The organism is Bacillus sp. UNC41MFS5 (assembly GCF_000686805.1).
The window spans coordinates 1-18,303 of sequence record NZ_JMLP01000038.1 but is presented as its reverse complement, the minus strand read 5'-3'; the positions used below and the strand labels follow the sequence as shown (position 1 = coordinate 18,303).

Here is an 18,303-nt window from a genome sequence, read left to right as displayed (position 1 = left end):
TATAGTAGATGTAGATATCAAAGGATTCTTCGACAACGTTGACCACACATGGATGTTGGAGTTCTTAAAATTGCGAATCTCTGACCCTAACCTTCAAAGAATAATTGGTAGATTTCTTAAAGGTGGATATTTGGAGGAAGGTAAGAAATACAAGACAGATAATGGCACACCGCAAGGTGGAGTAATATCTCTGATATTAGCCAACGTTTACCTCCATTATGTCCTCGACCTATGGTTTGAGAAAAGGGTTAGAAAACAGTGCAAAGGACAAGCATTCATAGTGAGATATGCAGATGATTTTGTTTGTTGTTTTCAATCTAAAAGTGAAGCTGAACAATTCTTCGAATCATTAAAATTGAGATTAAAGAAATTTAACTTAGAAATAGCTGAGGATAAAACTAAAATTATTCCCTTCGGAAGGTGTGCGGAGAAAGATGCAAAACAAAAGGGAAACAGTAAACCAGCAACCTTTGATTTCCTAGGTTTTACACACTATTGTGGGAAAAGTAAACAAGGCAATTTCCGAGTGAAACGGAAGTCAAGCAGGAAGAAAGTCCAAGGCAAACTCAAAGAGTCTAAGAAATGGCTGAAGATTAGTAGAAATAAAGATATTCACATAATTATGGATAGATTTAGACGTTCACTGATAGGTTATTACAATTATTATTGCATCACAGATAATACCCAAAGTGTAAACAAATTCAGAGACAAAATTGGATATTTACTGTTTAAATGGCTCAATAGAAGAAGTCAAAGGAAATCATTTACTTGGGATAAATTCAGACTCTTTCTTAATAAATACCCACTACCTTACGCAAGAGTTAAGGTTAACATATATGACTTAAGAAAAGAGATTAGCTACATTATGTGAATGGTAACTAGGAGGAGCCGTGTGCGTTAATTGCGCAAGCACGGTTCTGTGAGGGGAGAGGAATACAATCTACCGTGAGGTAGAGAGATTCCCTTCTACTCGACTAGTGAAAGAAGAAATGAAGTAGAATGTTGTAGGATTAAGGATTAAAATCAAGAATTGGTAAAATCAATGGATATTTATTTTTTCAGTTGCATAGGAACAAAATATTAGATACTCAAATTTTTCTGGCATAAGAAAGGTGTTTTGATTAAGTTTGTTCAGAACACCTTTTTCTCGTAGAAGGACTAATGACGTTTCTTTTTAACGATATTTGGCTAAAGAAAAGGGTCATGTCCTTTTTATGCATCTGGGATAATCGTAAAAGCGATTGTTCGAACTGGAGCATCTTTCCCATTGTTCTCGCTCGGAGCATGATAATATTTAGTCATTAATTCAGTTAATTCGTTCTCAAATTGTTTAAACCTCTCATCACTCATCTTTAATTCTACTAGAGAAAAAGTGGCACAATCCTCTGGACAGTTTTGATTTTCTAATTTTTCAAGGTAACTCTGATATTGAGACATAACTGATAATTGGTAATAAGAAACATAATCAAGCTTCTCCTGATGAGATGCTTTTTTCCATTCCTTCACATTAAGTCTAGCCTCATTTTCATTTAATGTGTAATATTTTTCAGACACAGATTTTACTTTTCTTTCTTTCATTACTCGGATAATACCTGCATCCAGCAAAATTTGTATATGTCGATAGAGTGTTGCTTTGGGTACTTCTTTAATAATCTCTACCATTTCTAATGGTGTTAGACCAATTTCTTTATCCCTCATTAGTGCTTGTAAAATTTTCATTCTTACTGGATGCATTAATATTTCAACCTTATTGATCATAGGAATCACCTTATTCATTAGTTCTTAATCTCATTATAAATAATGAGATTAAGTATTGCAACGCACTCGCTTTTGCATTATCATTATCAATAATGAGATTGAGATTGATGAGAAGAGGTGAATGGAGTGCAACTACACTATGAATTGGAAGACATAAAGGAAATTGATTTTATGGCTTTTATCCCTTTTATCCTGCCATTTATTGTTATAGGTTCGTTATTGGTTTTCATTGCCTTACTGGATTTATTCCGTCATAGAAAAGTGAGGAAAAATTTACCTATTTGGACGATGATTATTATTTTTATCAATATTATTGGTCCAATTCTATACTTTGTTTTGGGACGAAAGGATAGTGAGAGTTTTTGAAATTGGAGATTAGGAATGTAACAAAAAAATTCAAAGATAAAATCGCCGTCAATAATTTCTCTATGGAGTTGCAATCAGGGGAATGTGTCGGTTTAATAGGACCAAATGGCGCAGGGAAGTCCACATTAATAAAAGTAATTGTAGATATGATAAATCAAAATGCAGGCGAAGTTATGCTGAATGGGAAGAAAATATCAAAAATGAAAAGAGAAATTGGTTATTTGCCTCAGTACCCTGAATTTTTTAACTGGATGACAACGAAAGAAATGCTTATGTTTATGGGGCAGCTGTCTGGAATGAAAAAAGTAGAATTAATAAACTCGATACCTAAAATTTTGGCAAAGGTAGGACTTGAAAGGGAAGAAAACTTAAAAGTTGGGACATTTTCTGGCGGAATGAAACAACGACTAGGTATTGCACAAGCACTGCTGCATAAACCTTCACTAATTGTGATGGATGAACCAGTATCTGCATTGGATCCAATCGGTCGAAGAGAGGTATTAAATCTTATTCAAGAAATTAAAAAGGAAACAACTATTTTATTATCTACCCATATACTAGGCGATGCAGAAGAAATATGCGAAAGATTTGTCATGATAAAAAATGGCTGCAAGATAGAAGATACAACTATTGCAGAACTATTAAACCGTAATAGTAACAACCAATTAAAATTAGAAATCTCGATGGTAAATCAAAATTGGATTGAAGATGTAAAAAAATTACCTTATGTGAAATGGGTTGAGGTAATTGGGAATAAAATCAAAGTAAAAGTCGAAAATATCGACAAAAACAAGGATATGTTACTTAAAGATGCATTGGAGAAAGGCGTGGACTTAGTAAAATTTGAAATCCATCATGATACTTTAGAAGAAATCTTCATAAAATGGGTGATAGAAAAATGAATCGTATTATTGTAATGACAAAAAAGGAATTTGTTCAAATGGTACGTGAATTCAAAGTGATTTGGTTACCCATTGTCTTTCTACTTTTAGGTATAACTCAGCCAGTTGTTACCTATTATTTGCCTTCCATTCTAAAAACTTTAGGTGGTAGTCAGGGGATTACGATTGATTCGAGTTTTACAGCTCAGACTGGCGGAGATATTCTAGCCAGCACATTAGGATCTCAATTTGATCAACTTGGTATCATGATTATTGTTATCTCAATGATGGGGATCATTCAATCAGATAAAGTTAATGGGATGTTAGGTTTTATTCTAACAAGACCGGTAAGGGTTCTTTCTTATATAGGTGGTAAATTGGTTTCAAATTATTTATTGATTTGTTTTAGTTTAGCGCTGGGATACTTTGCTTCCTATTTATATGTTTCCTACCTTTTTACGAGTGTGACTTTTTCCGACATAGTGGTCGCCTTATTGTTTTATCTTGTGTGGGTTTTATTTATGATTTCATTTACTACAATGATCAGTACCATTTTTAACAATCAGGGTCTAATTGCCTTGATATCGATCGTGTTCCTTTTGATTTGTAGAGTAATCGTTGGTTTAAATCCAGTTATTGATTTTGCCAATCCAGCAGTGATGAGTAAATTTGCAATGGAGGTCTTAATCAAAGGATCCGTAAATTCGACCATTATTGGAAATCTATTCACATCGTTTTTTTGTATCTTACTGACGTTCCTTGTAACAAAATATTGGATTGATCATAAAAGGTGGAAACATGAATAAATAGAGCATTTTAGAAATGAACGGTATTAACAGAAAAATGAAGTAAAGTTAAAGAGAAAATAGAGTTATTGATCTTTTGTGAATTATTGTACTGATATGAACGAAACTTAAAGTAACGGGTGCAAGAGTTGAAGATCCAGCTGCCATAATGGTGGCTTTTTTTATTGAACTAATGAAGCAGTTTAGCTCAATAAGTAGTTGATTAAATGTGACTTTAACGGTTGCATGATACGGTTCCATTATCACGCAACCATACAGTTGCTTATGTTTGACAAGCAACCGTAGAGTTGCTTATACTCGATATATGAATTGGGACAAAGACGCTATATTCAAAGCACTTGGCGACTCGACTCGGCGACTAATATTAGACGAACTTTCCGAACGCAACGAGCAGACGTTGTATGAACTTACGGTACGTCTCATTACGAAGCACGACCTTTCCATTACGCGGCAGGCGATAGCTAAACATCTTTCTGTACTGGAAGATGCAGAGCTCGTAAAATCAAAACGAAAGGGAAAATATCGAGTAGTGGTATTTAACAACGAACCACTTAAAAATTTGCTAAAAGGATGGATAGAGTAATTTTATTTAAAAACTTCTGACATATGTAGGTTTTTTTCTGTTTGGAGCCAGAGCACCAACATCATAAATATCAAAGGAGGCAAAACATTATGAAAATCATTGTTACCAGTATATTCGTACAAGACCAAGACAAGGCACTGGAATTTTTTTCAGAAAAGCTGGGATTTGTAAAAAAGCATGACGTTCCCATGGGGAAATTTAGGTGGATTACGCTTGTTTCTCCCGATGAACATGACGGTACCGAGCTTTTACTCGAACCGAATGAGCATCCTGCTGCAAAGGAGTATCAAAAGAAGATATTTGCCGAGGGCATCCCAGCAACAATGTTTGGCGTTGCGGATATTCATAAAGAGTACAAACGATTATTGGAAAACGGCGTGAAGTTTACCATGGAGCCGACAAAAATGGGCAAAGTCACAATAGCTGTCTTCGATGATACATGCGGCAACCTTATTCAGATAATGCAGCAGTAACTTTATGTAGAAATAGATGTATCCTAGTTCTAAACGACTTTATTGGTAAGTTTTAAGTTGGGTGAAGTGTTTTTATCAACAATTAAACAACATTATGTTAACCCGTCCTAATTTTAGGACGGGGATTAAACATGTTTAAGGTTTTAAAGAAAAATGACATTGTTCTCATTCTGCAATCGAAATGTGCCATTGTGAATAAGTTCACTTAAACTAAAGGGTGCTTTAGTAAAATAACTAAAGTGCCATTTTTGAGCCTTTTTACATTTTCCCATATTTAGCAATCGGACGCATTTGTTGAACAAGAATTAAACGGGTGATACATATTAGCCATGTATAATATGTATCACCCTTTATTTTTTGTGGCTTTTTACGATTTAGGTATTGATAATTTAAGTTCGGTAATGTATTCGTCCGAATCAAATGGCTGATCTACCCTTTCCAGCAGCATCGGACTAATAAACATCTGTTTCACCTCTATATTATTTTATCAGAGGTTTAACAATAGTTATTTGTAAAAATACTGGTAAAAATATTTAAGAAGCCGAAATCTATAATTTTAATGGATGCCCCTCAAATGCTTTAACCTCTAATGGTGCAGTCAAAAAGTTCTTTGCATTTGCTACGAACTTGGTAAAGTGCTCGCTTGAGTTATGATTGGCAACAGCTTGCATATCCTGCCAAACTTCCACCATCGTAAATACATTTTCGTTTTCTGTATCTTTTTGAAGGCGATATGAAATATTTCCGTTTTCTTCTCTTGAGGCAGCAATTAACGGCTGAATTTCCTCTAGAAACAAATCCCGTTTCGCTGGGTTTATATGGAATGTTGCATGAATAATAATCATCGAACGTCAATCCCTTCTTACTTTAAATTTCATTACTTCCATTGCGCGACTTGATCAATAGGCAGACGGACTGATGGATGTCCGTTATCTGCTGCTTTACCAATAGAGATTAACATAACCGGAACATAACGGTCTTTATCCAATCCAAATGCTTCTGCAATTTTGTCTTTTTCATATCCGCCGATTGGATTTGTATCGTATCCATAAGCGCGGGCAGCCAGCATTAACTGCATGGATACAAGTCCGCCATCCACTAAAACAACATCTTTCAAATCTTCACGTGAAATCGTTTCAAAATAGCCTGAAAAGGAAGCATGAATTCCTTCTTTTACTTCTAAAGGCATAAATCCCTTCTCTACAGCTGCTCCGTAGATTTCTTCAAATTTCTCAAAATTATTCATATCACCAAAAACAGCAATAACTGCTGATGATGTTACAACTTGAGTTTGGTTAAAACGTGCCAGTGGGGCAAGTGTTGCTTTTGCCTCAGGACTTTCAATCACAAGAAAGCGCCATGGCTGCATATTAACAGAAGAAGGAGCACGTGTTGCTAATGTAAGAATCTCTGACATTTCTTCATAGCTGATTTTTACGGAATTATCATAATTTTTAATGGAACGGCGTTCTGTCACAATTTTATTAAAATCATTCGTTATTTGTGCTGTAGTCATAGAAGTCATTGTTATATTCTCCTCTTTTCGTTTTAAGTATTGTCTATAATATTTGAGTTCTTTAAATACTTTTATTCATTTTAGACAAAAATATTATAAAGTGTCTAAAATGTTAACTGCGTATAACCTTACTCCACTTTCTTTTAGTTGTAAACTGAAAAGAATTGGAATATCAGAATTTGAATGAACACCATTGGATTATGATATAATTTCCTGATATAGGGAGTGGTAGTTTGAGAAAAATTGCACCTGATGAAAGACAGATGATGAGAAAAGCCTATGTAAAAAAGTTAATCCATGACGTTCGGACTCAAGGATTCCTTTCCCTTACCATTCAAGATATCGCAAAAGCGATGAATTTAAGCCGGGCTTCCTTGTATAACTACTTTTCTTCGAAGGAAGACATTATTTTGGAGCTGACTAATCTCTGTATTGATTATATAAATGAAACGGGTCAAACCATTTCCAATGAAGAGTTATCTTATCCACTTCGTTTCCAAAAAGTGTTTGAACAAGCTGTTTTTTCAGCTGTTTATGCTTCAGATATATATTTGACTGATTTAAAGAGAAGCTGTAGGCATCTTTATGAAAAAAAGATGCAATCAAGAAAAGAACAACTATCTGCCATTCATACATTTTATCGAAATGGCATGAATGCAGAAGTTTTTAATCAATTGAATCCCTCCATCTTAATTATTCAGGATGAAACGGTAGTAGGGAAATTAGTGAATACAACCTTTTTAGTGGAAGAGGAATTGTCATTGAAACAGGCTCTATTCGATTATTATGTGGCGAAGAAAACCCAGGTCCTAAAGCCCGAGTACTTGCAAAACACGGAAAATGAAGATATTAATGCAATGGTGGAAAGCATCCTCAAAAAGCTGGCAGCCATCTAATGACTATACTAAAGACTCTTACGCGCTGGTAAGAGTCTTTAGTATTTTTTTGTTGACAACTTACGTTTTTAAACGAGCTTTATATTTTCTGTTGAATTCTATTTAAAATGGTTGATAGTGTTTGATTTAAATTCTTTAATTCCTTCATATCTAAGGGCAGATTTTCTAGTAATTTTGAAGGAATACATTGAGCTTTATCTTTTAAGTCTTCACCTTTTTTGGTTAATGAAATGATGACCGTTCTTTCATCCTCTATTGATCTTCGGCGTTCAATAAGATTATTCCCTTCCATTCGCTTTAGCATAGGTGATAACGTTCCCGAATCTAAAAATAACTTTTGGCCAAGCTCTTTAACCGTCGCCGATTTTTCCTCCCAAAGTACCAATAATACTAAATATTGAGGATACGTTACATCCAATTCTTCTAATAAATTTCTGTATAATTTAGTGATTTCACGTTCGGCTGAATAAATCTTAAAACATATTTGGTCCTCAAGTTTTAATTGATTATTTTCCATTTTCTTGTCCTTTCATCTTTCATTAGTACCATTATAATACAATTAACAATTATTTAAACCACAATTTAATTTTACACAATTTAATTATTGACTTCAGAATACTTTATCGTTACTATAATTTTATAAAATAAATTGTGCACAATTAAATTTTATAAAATTATATTTTGGGGTGATTTTTTATGGAATTATTATATACCGCAAGTGCAACAGCTGAAGGTGGCAGAGCAGGGAAAGTAACAAGCAGTGACGGAACATTAAATTTAGCTCTTTCAATGCCAAAATCTTTAGGCGGTCAAGGAAAAGAAAATGCAACGAATCCAGAGCAATTATTCGCTGCCGGCTATGCAGCCTGCTTCGATAGTGCGCTAAATTTGGTCGCACGACAAGCGAGAAAACGAATTGACTCTAAAGTTACGGCGGAAGTTTCACTTGGAAAAGATCAGGATGGAGGGTTTAAATTAGCTGCGGTCTTAAACGTGTCGATCAAAGGGGTATCATTAGCAGAGGCAGAGGAGTTAGTTCATAAAGCTCATGGTGTTTGTCCTTACTCTAAAGCAACGAATGGGAATATGGATGTCAAATTAATAACGAGTGTAATCTAAAATTTCTCCTTTAGAAACGTTCTGTATAGTCTTCTAGAGTTCTTTGTCATTCTTTCAAATAAAAATCAGCTATCCTTTCAAAGTAACAATTTTGTCCTGAATTGCTTTGTTTGGCCTCTCCTTCAATTGCTTGAAAAGGAGGAAAAGAAAGTGAATCAGTTGGAACTTTGGGTGATTAAGAATAGGGGAAGAGTTGAATTTTTACTTTAATATAGAAATTGATGAAATCATGATTTAATAGAACTCGTTCAAAACAATGCTCATCTTTCTTCGGACGTCAGCACTACGGACTGATCAGAAAGGAAAGACGTCTTTCTGTCATTCCGTACGTGTCGCTTTGGCACTAAATGGTCCGATAACCATGGTCTGTAAGGCTTTAGCCTACATTCCGTTGGTTCCTGTTCCATTTGCGGCGTGCCGCCATACCAAACGAGTCGAAAAACGGAATTCAAAAGTCTGAAAGATTAAAAGAATAAAAGACAAAAGGAGAGCAGCTGAATCAGCTGCTTTTATTTTTGTATATTTTCCCCTTTTGCCTTACGAATCATAAACATCGCAAGCCGACTAACCTTCTAGCCGGCAGGACACCCGAACCTATCCGGCTGAAAGCTAAGTCAGCTAGTCGGCCTATCAAGGGGCAAAAAACTTTTTTGCTTAAGGGCGCTAGCGCAACAACAAGGTTCTCGTATGACTAAAAGAGGTTTACCTCCCACGGGAGGCACCGACTTATTGAAACGGAAGAAATGAAACACATTAAGTATCACAATACTGAACAGTGTTATGGTTAAAGTGGATTGGTATAGTTGGAACGCCGTATGCGGTGAAAGCCGCTTGTACGGTGTGGACGGGGGAAAAAGGGAGCGATAACTTCAAACCCTTACCTATCTGTATTATGATTGGGTTGCTGCGGTAACTCTTTTTTTCTTATTGCACTAAAGGGAAGGAAAGTTGAGGAAGCTCGTTCGACGAAAAGGACATTTCTGGTAGTACAGAGATGCCCTTTTTTACTGTTTTGTTAGAATTTAAAGTCTAGAATCATCCTACTGGTTTCACCTGTAAACTTATAATTATAAGACCCTTTTAAGCTTTCTAAGTCACCGGTAGCTTTGATGATTGTTGCTGGAGAATCTAGATTTCCTTTATCAAATATTCCTTGCTCTATAGCAGTAAATGTCCCCTGTTTTCCCTTGTAAGTTCCTTCGAAATGCAGAAATCCGGAAATTTTAGAAGTGGCCAAGTGACCATCATCTATAGTAGAGTCTATATAAAATAATAAATATTCGACAAAAGCTTTTCCTGTTAATTCACCCTCAATATCATATTCAACATGGGCAATATTAATAGGAAATTCTTTTCTAGTGTTATCTACTGGCTTTTCATCCCATTTGCTTACTGTAAATCTTACCTCCATACGTAAATCTCCCTTCATTATTAAATAGTAATTAACCTCAAGTATAACATCCAAAAAGTACCATTATTAATAATAGAATAGGATTGTTTTTATTAATTTTTCTTTACGAACTTTGTGAAATATTACACTTAAAGTAACGGGTGCTTTACTTGAAGAAACTGAATTACCGGACCTAAATGTGGTCTTTTTTTGCTGTTCTCTTTTTTCTTAAAGATTGTATTTTTTCAAACTTTAAGGTTAAAGTAATCATTCCATACCAATTTTTCATTTCGCTCTTTTTTTCATTAGCTTTTGATTGCTTGATTTTGCATTTTTTTAGGGATCCTTAACCCAAATTGTTTTACCGGTATGATTTACTTAATGTTTGCGTCATCATCTTAGATTTAGGCTATATTAAATCCTGATGTTGATCTTTACGATAAGAAAACCGCCTCGTTGAAGAGGAGGCTTATTGAGCTATCGTATCCGTCGTAATCTGCTTTAGGAGAAAAGGTCATCTAACCGTCTGGTAAACGAGGGCTATGGCTCCAGAATCAAATGTCTTGTTTTCGATCAGTTTAAGATTGATCTTCTCCTTGAGACCTTGGAATAACGGCAACCCGCTGCCGATCAGGACGGGAGAAACTGTAATTTTATACTCATCTATTAAATCATGCTGCATAAGGTAGTGTGCTAACCTAGGACTGCCGAGGATGACCATATCCTTGCCTGGCTGCTGTTTGAGGTTCTTGATTTCTTCCTCGACATCTTCTTTCACCAGTCTGGAATTGTTCCATTCAACTTTCTCCAACGTCGTGGAAAAAACGATTTTGGGTGTCTTTTCGATCCACTCGGCATGATTCCGTTCATGCTGCGAAGCTGAGGGGTCAGAAGGCACAGATGTCCAGTAACTGTGCATCATCTGATAAGTCTCACGTCCCCATATGACAGTGTCGGCAGTACTCAGAATTTCTTTCGCGTGTTTCTCCAGGTCAGCATCGTATGAAACCCAGCCAATGTCCATTCCACCGTTCGGACCTTCTACAAAACCGTCAAGCGATGCGTGCAGAAATAGAACGAGTTTTCTCATTTTTAGTCTCCTTTGTTCATGAGGGATATTTTTTTCATACTTCTTTACCTCTAATGCAAGTATAACCAATTTTTATAAATTTTGGTAAAAAAGTTATATAAATTACAATAATTAAAATAAAATGGGACGGTGCCAGCATCAGTCCCGTTTTGTTTTGTTAAAGAGAAGATTGTGAAGAATTACACTTAAACAAACGGGTGCTTTAGTTGAAGAGAGCCACTGATTTTTATCAGTGGCTTTTTTGTTTGTTTAATGCAAGACCTCTTACGATTAACTATTTATTCAATCACGGCGGAATTCTAGTTACTTAATTCCATTAATAATTCGTGGACAATGTGTTGTTCAAAATCTTTTGGCTTATCCAATAGTATCCCTCTTCTTGACGCAGCTGCAATTATTAGTCCTAATTCATAGTACATATTTTTAGAAACTAATCCTTTTGAAATCATTTTCTTCACTTCATAATAAAATTGAATCAAAAAATCACTTGGTAATTTTTCATACAAAGACATTTTTGAAAACACCCACTATTCCTACTTCTTTAATAGGAATTGTATCAATTAAAAATGAAATTGAAAAGAGTTTTTCTCCACATTCATAAATTTGTCATTTTATTACAGATACGTTTGACAATACTGCTTTAATCTTATTGAGACTAACGGGGCAGTTTAGTTGAACAAGAAGGAGTAGTACAAACTCTTATAGAATAAGTGTTTATCAAGTTAAATTGGAGAGGGCATCTTATGGACATTGAAAAAATATATGGTAATTTACCGATATTAGAAACTGAACGTCTTATACTTAGAAAAGTTACTTTAGATGATGCTGAAGATATGTTTTCATATGGGTCAAATGAAGAAGTAACTAAGTATGTTACTTGGAATGCCCACAAAACATTATCTGACACAAAAGAATTTATTGGCTTTGTCTTAAACAAATATGAAAACAGTCAAGTTGCTCCTTGGGGAATCGAATACAAAGAAAATGGAAAATTCATAGGGACTATTGACTTTGTTTGGTGGCAATCAAATCACAAAATTGCTGAAATCGGCTATGTTATTTCTCAAGAATATTGGGGAATGGGCTTGACCACTGAGGCAGCAAAAGAAGTAATAAAATTCGGTTTTGAAAAAATGAATTTAGTGCGTATTCAGGCAAGGTGCTTTGTAGAAAATATCGGTTCAGCAAGAGTGATGGAAAAAACGGGAATGTCATTTGAAGGGATACTTAGAAAAGGGATGTTTGTAAAAGGAAAACATCAGGATTTAAAGATGTTTTCTATTTTAGAGGAATAGTTTAATTTGTTGAAATCTGTTACGATACACTTTTTTAGTTTGTGAAAAAATGTACTTAAACAAACGGGTGCAAGAATTGAAGAAATGATCGCTGAGGCGGTCTTTTTCCTTGTTGTGCTAACGAAGCAGTTTAGTTTAAATTCAATATTATTAAATAAAGGAATTTTTGCTTTCGTAAAGAAAGAGTACATATTAACTAGTGAGGGGATGAAGAAAATTTGGAAGCTAGTAACCATATCATTCAGATAAAGCCTTGGGAAGATACTGACCTTGATTTACTTTTTCGTATAAACGCTCCAGAAATGATGAAACATCTTGGAGGTCCAGAGAATGAAGATCAGATTTTGAAACGACATAAACGTTATCTTGAGCTTGGTAATAGAGGACGTATGTTCAGAATTATATTGTTGCCAGAATTAGAACCAGTGGGTTCCGTGGGTTATTGGCAAACTACTTGGAATAATGAAAGTGTATATGAAACTGGGTGGAGCGTTCTACCTTCTTATCAAGGGAAAGGAATAGCTGCAAATGCAGTAAAGTTAGTAATAAAAGAAGCATCTAGTGAGAACAAATATAAATACATTCATGCATTCCCATCGATTGATAATCCTGCTTCTAATGCAATTTGTCAAAAGCTTCACTTTCAATTTATCTCTGAATCCGAATTCGAATATCCTCCAGGAAGCTTTATGCGGTGCAATAATTGGCGTTATAGCTTAATAGGACAATAGCTGATTTTTTTAGTTCTTAATTTTCAAAAAAGTTTGTGAAGAAATGTACTTAAGCTAACTGGTGCTTGAGCGAAAGATCGGAGCTGTCATTGAGGCAGCTTTTTCTTGTTGAACTAACGAAGCAGTTTAGTTCAACAAGCATTGAAACAATATTGGTTGGGGAAACGTATGAGAAAGATGAAATTTAAGATAGGTAGAGGTTAATGGAATGGGAAAAGACTTTTATGCTGGTATTTTCAGCTTTATGGTTGGAGTTCTTGCAATTTATATGTTCTTCCATGCCACAAGGGAACGTTTCTTGAACAATAAAACGTATGACCATATCAGGTATATAACCCCGTTACCTGTCTCTTTTAATTTCTGGTTCATTAAAATTTTGTTTATGGTTGGGGGACTTTTGTGTTTGGCTGTCGGGGTATACGGAATCACTGAACCATTTCTTTAATCTAATTGTTCTTGAATTACCCGGTGCGATTCTTCAATAAGTGATGACGTTTTTTAGTAACAGGTGCTTGAGTTTAATGAGGAGTTGCGGTTAGATACATATTCATAGGGGAGTGTAGAATTATGCTTGAACTTGTTAAAGAAATATACTCACCTAGTATGTCATATAAAGTGGAAATTTAATAAACGTTTGAAAGATGGGCTTTTAGAAATTGACGTTTATTTTTGGGATAGCGAATGGGAAACTTGGCTACAAAAGTCCACAGGCTTTTCACTTACTGACAACATAAACAGTGCATTGGCAATTGCTAAAGAAATACTGAAAGTTTATTCAGGCGAGATAATTGAATAGATTAGGCAATTGTGAACCAATTCACTTAAGCTAACCGGTTCTTGAGTTTAATTAAAATTAGAATGAATGACTTGAGTGGTCGTTCTTATCAATTGTTGTTCTTGTAATAATCTCCCTTATTAGGTGCAAGATAATAACGATTAATTCGTGGAGGTAATTTGTTGTGCTTAACAAAAGAAGGAAGATAACATCGTTATTTTGGATTGCTATACTTGGCTTAATTTTAACAACGATATATACAATAATCCTTGGTATTTTAGGATATAGGACAATGAACAGGATCGATTATATTTATAAACAGAATAAACAAAGATCAAAAAATGGTTAATTAAGAGTGGCTGAGAAGTCGCTCTTTTTTTATCCTTATTTAACTAACGAAGCAGGTTAGTTGAAGAATGACTTAAAAAAAGCATCGGCTTTATAACTGATGCTTTTTCAACTTTATGATATGGAATTTGCAATTTCCACTAATATTTTGGGTGTAACTTTACCAGATATTCAACAGCCATCTAGTTTCTTTAAATCATGATTTAATTTCCGTGCTTGATTTTTGAAGTAAAGATAAAATGCAACCCAATAGATCGTATAGACGACAATGGAAATTAAGAGTGTTAACAAAATGCTGGTAATATTAAATGGAATCCAGCCAATCGTGAGTGCCAAGATGAGGTATAGGACTATGATGGTTAAAAAATGGAGAATCGTCTGCTGGGATAGTTTCAAATTCCTGTTTTCAAAGTATAAGGGACTGACTGTAAACAACCAGCCACAAAGAGCGGAGCCGATGGAGTTTTTCAAAAATAATGGTCCATCTATCATTTCGAAGCCACCGAAATAAATATATAAATTGGTGACTAAAACCGCAATAAAGCATCCGAAGAAAATACCGATAAAACTGCGGATTATAAATGTTTTCATTCTACTTTCCTCCTGTTCAATTTTAGAGCTTCTTTAATCGCAGGGACATAGGTACGAGACACATATTCTTTCTTTCCTGATTTGAAGTAAACGCAGAGTGTACCATTGAATGATGCTTCAAATCGGCTTAATTGATTTAAATTGGCGATAACCGATTTAGACAGGCGGATAAATTTTTTAGAAGGGAGCAGGGCCTCGAGCTCATATAACTTCTCTTTTAAAATAAAAGAATCTATTTCCGTTACGGCGATAATATGATCGTTTTCAGTATGAAAATAGTGGATGTCATCTGGTTTAAGAATATGTTGCATTTCTCCCTTTTTTCCAATCAGGAATTGTTGCTCTCTACCATAGATGAAGTCAATTAATTCCTGTATATGTTCATCCAACTCAGTTCCTTCGATGGTAACTCTTGTTTCTTTAAGTGCTTTGTCAATATTAAGGAAAAGTTTCAAATTTCAGACACCTCTTTTCACCTAAAAGTATAATCGTTTCTGCTCTCGATGTCTGTTAATATCTGTTCTTATAATTCCCTCCTCTCATTGACTATCTAATCAAATTGTATGATGAAATCCCTTTCAAGTCTCCATTATTCCAGTAAGTGGAATAAAAATGAAGGGTAACTTGTGGAAAATAGTTGGTGACTTACATAAAAGGAATCCTATGGTCCGTTAACGAAAACAACAATTTGTTTAGTTATAAAGAAAGGCATAAAACCTTCAACTGTGAGAGAGGAATGGTTACAGTATTTTTGATGAGAATTATTCATTACTTTGTGAAGTATTGTACTTAGAGTAACGGGTGCTTTTGTTGATTAAGAGTTACTAGGACCAAATCGGTCCTTTTTTATTTTCTATAATAAAATGAGAATTTTATTATCTTTTTCAATGTTTAGCGCAAAAGATTGTGAAGAAATACACTTAAAGTAACGGAGCAGGTTAGTTCAACAAGATAGCTAATAATAACTTCAATTAGTATTATTGATTTAGAAATTAATTAGTGGTTTTTTGTTAAATGAGCAGGCATCTTTTTGAGAGTGTAGAATATATTTGTGAAGTATTTAAGTGAGGAGGATGAATATGTTTCAAACATTAGATGGTTTCTTTAAATTATGGAAATTTGAAGCAGACGCTACTCAGAAAATCCTTAATCAACTTACTGATGAATCATTACCTCAAGAAGTAACACCTCAAAATTGGACGTTAGGACGACTTGCTTGGCATACGGTAACAGCAATTGGCGTTGTGACATCTCGAACAGACCTTTCTTTTGATTCACCTAATCAAGATTATCCAGTTCCAACTTCAGCAAAGTTCATCTCTGACAGCTATCAACAAGCAAGTAATGGTTTGGTTGAAGTAGTAAAAAATCAGTGGACTGACAGCAGTCTTAGAGAAGTACAGGATATGTTTGGGCATAAAATGTCAAAGGGAGAGATTTTATCTTTTTTAATTCAACATCAAATTCACCATCGAGGACAAATGACAATTCTTATGCGTCAAGCAGGTTTAACAGTTCCTGGTCTTTATGGTCCATCAAAAGAGGAATGGGCTATGATAGGTATGGAAGCCCCTAAAATGTAATTACAATTATTGAGCGTTGAGTAATATAAACAAGCAGTACAAACAATGCTTTATTTGAAAAAAGGGATCGTAATTTAACGGTGCTTTTGTATGAGTTTGTAAAAAAGTGTACTTAAGCTAACGGGTGCTTGAGTTTAAGAAAGGGTTGCTGCGGCGATCCTTTTTTCTTGTTGCACTAACGGAGCAGAATAGTTGGACTTAGTTTCAGCTTTTAATCAGCAAAAGGTTAAATAAGTAAAATAGGACGTGAATATACTTGGAGATGTTAAGACTTTAATTAGATTAGGAGTGAATAAGCATTATGAAACAAACAATGCGTGTCCTTATTTCTGGTGCGAGCATTGCCGGTCCGGCACTCGCATACTGGCTTCACCGCCACGGATTCGGTGTGACTGTAATAGAACGTGCACCAGAATTACGCACGGGTGGTTACGGGGTTGATATCCGTGGTGCAGCCATTACGGTGCTTAAGGGTATGGGGATACTCGATCAAGTTCGTGCAGCTGACACGAACATGACTGGTGTTTACTTCGTGAATAGCAATGGCAAGATCGGAGGTCAAATAAGCGAATCAAGTATGGGGAACCAGCAGGGGCTGGACATCGAGATCATGCGTGACGATCTTAGTAACATTTTGTTCGATTTAACCAAGGATACGGTTGAATACATTTGGGGCGATTCGATTGCCACTATACATGAGACTGAAGCTGGTGTAGAAGTTCAATTTATTCATAGCAAGCCACAGAGATTTGACCTGGTCGTCGGCGCGGACGGGCTCCATTCTAATGTGCGCACCTTAACTTTTGGCGACGAATCACAGTTTAAACGTACACTTGGCTGTTATATCTCGATTTTCACCCTCGAGAATTACCTCAACCTCGACCACCGTCAGCTGCTTTATACGATACCAGGCAAAACTGCAGGTATGTATAGCGCTCGTGACAATACCGAAGCAAGGGGGATGTTCTTGTTCCAATCAAAGGCATTAAAGTACGACCGCCATGATACGGAATTTCAAAAGAAACTTGTAGAAGATGCCTTCTTAGGTCATACAGGTTGGGAAACCTCGCATCTACTCAAAACCATGAAAGATGCGACAGACTTTTATTTTGACGAGATTTGCCAGATTCACATGCCGACATGGTCAAAGGGGCGGATTACATTGGTGGGCGATGCGGCGTATGGTCCATCACCTCTATCGGGTCAAGGATCTAGTCTGGCACTTGTTGGGGCTTTTGTATTAGCTGGTGAACTCAAAGCTGCCAATGGCGATTTCACCCGTGCATTTGTTGCCTATGAACAAAAAATGAGGAAGTTTGTTGAGAAAAATCAAAAAATAGGACGAATAGCTGCCGGGAGTATGATTGAAAAATCAAACTTCAAAATCTTTCTACGCAATTTAATGTTGCGCATACCTGCCATTATGAACGTACAATTTATGATGATTTCGAAAATGATAGCGAAAGCTGCTAATGGGATAGAGCTGAAAGATTATTGATAATTGTTATGGATAGTTGAAGGAGTTTTAGCCGACATTAATTAATTGGTTGGAGTGTTACAGTGGACTAACCTAAAATCGTGTTGGGGGTTCCTATAGAGAGTAAAAAGTTTACCTCCATGGGGCAGCATTACTGAAATAAGTTTGTGAAAAAATGTACTGATATGAACGAAACTGTCAATGCTCCCTACCAAATTGGTTTTGGTCTCGGTTTTTGGGCAACTTTAAGAAGAGAAGCGTTTTTCGGCTTCTTCGCTTTTTAGTTGGGTTTCAGCCTTTTCAAGGCTAGGGAATCTCCTTCTCAGCTTACTAACTGCTCCTCAATCTCCAAATTGGCTGTCAAGTGCTCTCCTTGACAGCCAATTTGGAGATTGAGATACTTTTTAAAGCTGAGAATGAATAAGATTACTCCTTTCATATTAATATAAAAAGTTAAGCACACGGCACGAAGGCAAAAATCTCAACTGCGGTTAGCACTCTGATATTCGTGGGTTTTCACATTTTATCTTTCCGTATAAAGGAGCTTCCACTAACTTAAAACGTGAGTTAGCCTATTTAGGCATATCACAAGTACAATTCGTGGTTTCTCCTTACCGGTTTTTAC

General features: G+C 35.6%; 26 protein-coding genes. 17 read left to right on the top strand and 9 right to left on the bottom strand.

Annotation, left to right across the window (positions count from 1 at the left end):
- On the top strand, nucleotides 1–871 hold an 871-nt coding region (locus BR30_RS33660), incomplete at its 5' end, for a reverse transcriptase domain-containing protein (protein ID WP_035445641.1).
- 341 nt (nucleotides 872–1,212) lie between these two features.
- Here BR30_RS33660 and BR30_RS0115645 read toward each other — a convergent pair.
- Nucleotides 1,213–1,758: a helix-turn-helix domain-containing protein gene (locus tag BR30_RS0115645; RefSeq protein ID WP_026565812.1), complete on the bottom strand. Its 546-nt coding sequence runs from the start codon at nucleotides 1,756–1,758 to the stop codon at nucleotides 1,213–1,215.
- 126 nt (nucleotides 1,759–1,884) lie between these two features.
- On the opposite strand from BR30_RS0115645, the gene BR30_RS0115640 reads away from it, so the two are divergent.
- The 5 genes from BR30_RS0115640 to BR30_RS0115620 all read left to right on the top strand — a co-directional run bounded on the left by BR30_RS0115640 (nucleotide 1,885) and on the right by BR30_RS0115620 (nucleotide 4,867).
- On the top strand, nucleotides 1,885–2,124 hold the full coding sequence (locus tag BR30_RS0115640; RefSeq protein WP_026565811.1) for a PLDc N-terminal domain-containing protein: 240 nt from the start codon (nucleotides 1,885–1,887) through the stop codon (nucleotides 2,122–2,124).
- Nucleotides 2,121–3,026, top strand: a complete 906-nt coding sequence (locus BR30_RS0115635; protein ID WP_026565810.1) for an ABC transporter ATP-binding protein — start codon at nucleotides 2,121–2,123, stop codon at nucleotides 3,024–3,026. Before BR30_RS0115640 ends, BR30_RS0115635 begins: the two co-directional genes overlap by 4 nt.
- Nucleotides 3,023–3,811 (top strand): ABC transporter permease, encoded by a 789-nt coding sequence (locus BR30_RS0115630; protein ID WP_026565809.1) that lies wholly within the window; start codon nucleotides 3,023–3,025, stop codon nucleotides 3,809–3,811. Before BR30_RS0115635 ends, BR30_RS0115630 begins: the two co-directional genes overlap by 4 nt.
- 304 nt (nucleotides 3,812–4,115) lie before the next feature.
- A complete protein-coding gene (locus tag BR30_RS0115625) occupies nucleotides 4,116–4,394 on the top strand; it encodes an ArsR/SmtB family transcription factor (RefSeq protein ID WP_026565808.1) in 279 nt (92 codons plus the stop codon).
- A gap of 89 nt (nucleotides 4,395–4,483) precedes the next feature.
- Nucleotides 4,484–4,867, top strand: a complete 384-nt coding sequence (locus BR30_RS0115620) for a VOC family protein (RefSeq protein ID WP_026565807.1) — start codon at nucleotides 4,484–4,486, stop codon at nucleotides 4,865–4,867.
- Nucleotides 4,868–5,415: 548 nt separating this feature from the next.
- Here BR30_RS0115620 and BR30_RS0115615 read toward each other — a convergent pair.
- Together BR30_RS0115615 and BR30_RS0115610 are read right to left on the bottom strand one after the other, a co-directional pair.
- Nucleotides 5,416–5,712, bottom strand: a complete 297-nt coding sequence (locus BR30_RS0115615; RefSeq protein ID WP_026565806.1) for a putative quinol monooxygenase — start codon at nucleotides 5,710–5,712, stop codon at nucleotides 5,416–5,418.
- Nucleotides 5,713–5,744: 32 nt separating this feature from the next.
- A complete protein-coding gene (locus BR30_RS0115610; RefSeq protein ID WP_026565805.1) occupies nucleotides 5,745–6,383 on the bottom strand; it encodes a nitroreductase family protein in 639 nt (212 codons plus the stop codon).
- Between the two features lie 233 nt (nucleotides 6,384–6,616).
- Between BR30_RS0115610 and BR30_RS0115605 the strand changes: the two genes are divergently transcribed.
- Nucleotides 6,617–7,279, top strand: a complete 663-nt coding sequence (locus tag BR30_RS0115605) for a TetR/AcrR family transcriptional regulator (RefSeq protein WP_026565804.1) — start codon at nucleotides 6,617–6,619, stop codon at nucleotides 7,277–7,279.
- A 79-nt stretch (nucleotides 7,280–7,358) separates the two neighbouring features.
- Here the strand turns inward: BR30_RS0115605 and BR30_RS0115600 are convergent, their stop codons facing one another.
- On the bottom strand, nucleotides 7,359–7,796 hold the full coding sequence (locus BR30_RS0115600; RefSeq protein WP_026565803.1) for a MarR family winged helix-turn-helix transcriptional regulator: 438 nt from the start codon (nucleotides 7,794–7,796) through the stop codon (nucleotides 7,359–7,361).
- A gap of 179 nt (nucleotides 7,797–7,975) precedes the next feature.
- On the opposite strand from BR30_RS0115600, the gene BR30_RS0115595 reads away from it, so the two are divergent.
- From BR30_RS0115595 to BR30_RS37945, 3 genes are all read left to right on the top strand, one after another.
- Nucleotides 7,976–8,398 (top strand): organic hydroperoxide resistance protein, encoded by a 423-nt coding sequence (locus BR30_RS0115595; RefSeq protein ID WP_026565802.1) that lies wholly within the window; start codon nucleotides 7,976–7,978, stop codon nucleotides 8,396–8,398.
- Between the two features lie 337 nt (nucleotides 8,399–8,735).
- Nucleotides 8,736–8,858, top strand: a complete 123-nt coding sequence (locus BR30_RS38450) for a hypothetical protein (RefSeq protein ID WP_269320618.1) — start codon at nucleotides 8,736–8,738, stop codon at nucleotides 8,856–8,858.
- Between the two features lie 315 nt (nucleotides 8,859–9,173).
- Nucleotides 9,174–9,311, top strand: a complete 138-nt coding sequence (locus BR30_RS37945; protein ID WP_231507732.1) for a hypothetical protein — start codon at nucleotides 9,174–9,176, stop codon at nucleotides 9,309–9,311.
- Nucleotides 9,312–9,413: 102 nt separating this feature from the next.
- On the opposite strand, the gene BR30_RS0115590 is transcribed toward BR30_RS37945, so the two are convergent.
- The 3 genes from BR30_RS0115590 to BR30_RS33655 all read right to left on the bottom strand — a co-directional run bounded on the left by BR30_RS0115590 (nucleotide 9,414) and on the right by BR30_RS33655 (nucleotide 11,390).
- Entirely contained in the window at nucleotides 9,414–9,809 is a 396-nt protein-coding gene (locus BR30_RS0115590; RefSeq protein WP_026565801.1) for a DUF3224 domain-containing protein, read from the bottom strand.
- Between the two features lie 493 nt (nucleotides 9,810–10,302).
- A complete protein-coding gene (locus tag BR30_RS0115585; RefSeq protein WP_026565800.1) occupies nucleotides 10,303–10,878 on the bottom strand; it encodes a dihydrofolate reductase family protein in 576 nt (191 codons plus the stop codon).
- A 299-nt stretch (nucleotides 10,879–11,177) separates the two neighbouring features.
- Nucleotides 11,178–11,390 carry a hypothetical protein gene (locus BR30_RS33655; RefSeq protein ID WP_035445640.1) on the bottom strand — a complete coding sequence of 71 codons (213 nt, stop codon included), beginning with the start codon at nucleotides 11,388–11,390 and terminating at the stop codon, nucleotides 11,178–11,180.
- A gap of 231 nt (nucleotides 11,391–11,621) precedes the next feature.
- Here BR30_RS33655 and BR30_RS0115575 point away from each other — a divergent pair, with 231 nt between their 5' ends.
- The 5 genes from BR30_RS0115575 (at nucleotide 11,622) to BR30_RS37940 (ending at nucleotide 13,700) form a co-directional block, all read left to right on the top strand.
- Complete coding sequence (locus tag BR30_RS0115575) at nucleotides 11,622–12,173, top strand: GNAT family N-acetyltransferase (RefSeq protein WP_026565799.1); 552 nt, start codon at nucleotides 11,622–11,624, stop codon at nucleotides 12,171–12,173.
- 218 nt (nucleotides 12,174–12,391) lie between these two features.
- Nucleotides 12,392–12,904 (top strand): GNAT family N-acetyltransferase, encoded by a 513-nt coding sequence (locus BR30_RS0115570; protein ID WP_026565798.1) that lies wholly within the window; start codon nucleotides 12,392–12,394, stop codon nucleotides 12,902–12,904.
- A gap of 65 nt (nucleotides 12,905–12,969) precedes the next feature.
- Nucleotides 12,970–13,092, top strand: coding sequence for a hypothetical protein (locus BR30_RS38445; protein WP_269320617.1), 123 nt, complete (start codon nucleotides 12,970–12,972; stop codon nucleotides 13,090–13,092).
- 20 nt (nucleotides 13,093–13,112) lie between these two features.
- Nucleotides 13,113–13,349, top strand: a complete 237-nt coding sequence (locus BR30_RS0115565) for a hypothetical protein (RefSeq protein WP_026565797.1) — start codon at nucleotides 13,113–13,115, stop codon at nucleotides 13,347–13,349.
- Between the two features lie 132 nt (nucleotides 13,350–13,481).
- Nucleotides 13,482–13,700, top strand: a complete 219-nt coding sequence (locus BR30_RS37940; protein WP_231507731.1) for a hypothetical protein — start codon at nucleotides 13,482–13,484, stop codon at nucleotides 13,698–13,700.
- 498 nt (nucleotides 13,701–14,198) lie between these two features.
- On the opposite strand, the gene BR30_RS0115550 is transcribed toward BR30_RS37940, so the two are convergent.
- Nucleotides 14,199–14,618, bottom strand: a complete 420-nt coding sequence (locus BR30_RS0115550; RefSeq protein ID WP_026565795.1) for a DUF3021 domain-containing protein — start codon at nucleotides 14,616–14,618, stop codon at nucleotides 14,199–14,201.
- Entirely contained in the window at nucleotides 14,615–15,073 is a 459-nt protein-coding gene (locus BR30_RS0115545) for a LytTR family DNA-binding domain-containing protein (RefSeq protein WP_026565794.1), read from the bottom strand. The genes BR30_RS0115550 and BR30_RS0115545 overlap by 4 nt, the downstream gene beginning before the upstream one ends.
- A 624-nt stretch (nucleotides 15,074–15,697) precedes the next feature.
- On the opposite strand from BR30_RS0115545, the gene BR30_RS0115540 reads away from it, so the two are divergent.
- Together BR30_RS0115540 and BR30_RS0115535 are read left to right on the top strand one after the other, a co-directional pair.
- Entirely contained in the window at nucleotides 15,698–16,201 is a 504-nt protein-coding gene (locus BR30_RS0115540) for a DinB family protein (protein ID WP_026565793.1), read from the top strand.
- A gap of 301 nt (nucleotides 16,202–16,502) precedes the next feature.
- Complete coding sequence (locus BR30_RS0115535) at nucleotides 16,503–17,699, top strand: FAD-dependent monooxygenase (RefSeq protein ID WP_026565792.1); 1,197 nt, start codon at nucleotides 16,503–16,505, stop codon at nucleotides 17,697–17,699.
- The last annotated feature ends 604 nt before the right edge of the window (nucleotides 17,700–18,303 follow it).

Bases quoted from the DNA above. Each gene is read 5' to 3' on its own strand.
- BR30_RS0115645 (WP_026565812.1), bottom strand. From the start codon at position 1,758: ATGATCAATAAGGTTGAAATATTAATGCATCCAGTAAGAATGAAAATT.
- BR30_RS0115630 (WP_026565809.1), top strand. From the start codon at position 3,023: ATGAATCGTATTATTGTAATGACAAAAAAGGAATTTGTTCAAATGGTA.
- BR30_RS0115625 (WP_026565808.1), top strand. From the start codon at position 4,116: ATGAATTGGGACAAAGACGCTATATTCAAAGCACTTGGCGACTCGACT.
- BR30_RS0115620 (WP_026565807.1), top strand. From the start codon at position 4,484: ATGAAAATCATTGTTACCAGTATATTCGTACAAGACCAAGACAAGGCA.
- BR30_RS0115615 (WP_026565806.1), bottom strand. From the start codon at position 5,712: ATGATTATTATTCATGCAACATTCCATATAAACCCAGCGAAACGGGAT.
- BR30_RS0115610 (WP_026565805.1), bottom strand. From the start codon at position 6,383: ATGACTACAGCACAAATAACGAATGATTTTAATAAAATTGTGACAGAA.
- BR30_RS0115600 (WP_026565803.1), bottom strand. From the start codon at position 7,796: ATGGAAAATAATCAATTAAAACTTGAGGACCAAATATGTTTTAAGATT.
- BR30_RS0115595 (WP_026565802.1), top strand. From the start codon at position 7,976: ATGGAATTATTATATACCGCAAGTGCAACAGCTGAAGGTGGCAGAGCA.
- BR30_RS0115590 (WP_026565801.1), bottom strand. From the start codon at position 9,809: ATGGAGGTAAGATTTACAGTAAGCAAATGGGATGAAAAGCCAGTAGAT.
- BR30_RS0115585 (WP_026565800.1), bottom strand. From the start codon at position 10,878: ATGAGAAAACTCGTTCTATTTCTGCACGCATCGCTTGACGGTTTTGTA.
- BR30_RS33655 (WP_035445640.1), bottom strand. From the start codon at position 11,390: ATGTCTTTGTATGAAAAATTACCAAGTGATTTTTTGATTCAATTTTAT.
- BR30_RS0115575 (WP_026565799.1), top strand. From the start codon at position 11,622: ATGGACATTGAAAAAATATATGGTAATTTACCGATATTAGAAACTGAA.
- BR30_RS0115565 (WP_026565797.1), top strand. From the start codon at position 13,113: ATGGGAAAAGACTTTTATGCTGGTATTTTCAGCTTTATGGTTGGAGTT.
- BR30_RS0115550 (WP_026565795.1), bottom strand. From the start codon at position 14,618: ATGAAAACATTTATAATCCGCAGTTTTATCGGTATTTTCTTCGGATGC.
- BR30_RS0115540 (WP_026565793.1), top strand. From the start codon at position 15,698: ATGTTTCAAACATTAGATGGTTTCTTTAAATTATGGAAATTTGAAGCA.
- BR30_RS0115535 (WP_026565792.1), top strand. From the start codon at position 16,503: ATGAAACAAACAATGCGTGTCCTTATTTCTGGTGCGAGCATTGCCGGT.